The following is an 897-nucleotide window of genomic DNA, read 5'->3' on the forward strand; positions in this document are numbered from 1 at the left end:
CCGGCGGCCGTGCTGCGCGTCAACGCGCTGGCGACGTTCAGCATGCGCTGGCTTCTTCCCCGGCTGAGCCGTTTTCGCGACGAGCGACCCGACATCGAGGTCCGCCTCACCACGTCAAACGACCCGATCGACGCGCTTGCCGACACGTTCGACGTGGTCATCCGCGGCGGACCGGATTCGTTTCATGGCTTTGCGTCCCGGCTGTTTCTTTCGGAACGCCGATTGCCGGTCTGCAGCCCCGCACTCGTCGCGAAGCTGCCGCTGGCGGACGTTTCCGATCTCGCGCAGCACACGTTGCTGAACGTCACGTCGATGCCGCGGCTATGGCGCGATTGGCTGGTGCAAGCCGGACAGCCTCGCGTCACCCCGGCGGCGATGCTGACATTCGATCATTTCTTCCTGACCATTCAGGCGGCGATCGATGGTTTGGGCGTAGCGATGGGACCAACCGCCCTGATCGCCGACGACGTCGCGGCCGGCCGCTTGATCGCGCCGTTTCCCGATGTCAGCCTTCCGGCGAGGAGCTACTTCGCCTACTTGCCCGCGGGAAACGAAAGCGGCTCGCCGACGGCGGTGTTTTGCGATTGGCTGGAACAAGAAGGGCAGCAATCCGCCCACAACACAACGGCCGCATGATGAACAGATCGTACCGCTTGGATTGGCAAAACCCTCGAACGTTTTGCAGAGGCTGTTCTTCAGAGCTCGTATGGACCATTGCAGCTGGTCCCGACTTCGGTTCTGCGCAAATCCCGGACCCGAGCCGGACATGCTACAACGTCGGTTAAGGGCACTTGCCGATGCAAATGTCAGCTTCGGGACTTGGCCGTGTAAAAACGTCTGAGGAGGACGCGGGTTATGAGGTCCGGGACTGGGTGTCTCATGCCGCGATCGCAGCGA

1 protein-coding gene is annotated in these 897 nt (G+C 62.5%); it reads left to right on the top strand.

Features of this window, described 5'->3' with window-relative positions; genetic code table 11:
* Positions 1 to 636 (top strand): LysR substrate-binding domain-containing protein (locus OZ411_RS42905; protein ID WP_282532794.1); only part of this gene is annotated, 636 nt, incomplete at its 5' end.
* Positions 637 to 897 lie beyond the last annotated feature (261 nt).

Origin of the sequence: Bradyrhizobium sp. Arg237L (assembly GCF_029990105.1) — a bacterium.
Classification (GTDB): domain Bacteria; phylum Pseudomonadota; class Alphaproteobacteria; order Rhizobiales; family Xanthobacteraceae; genus Bradyrhizobium.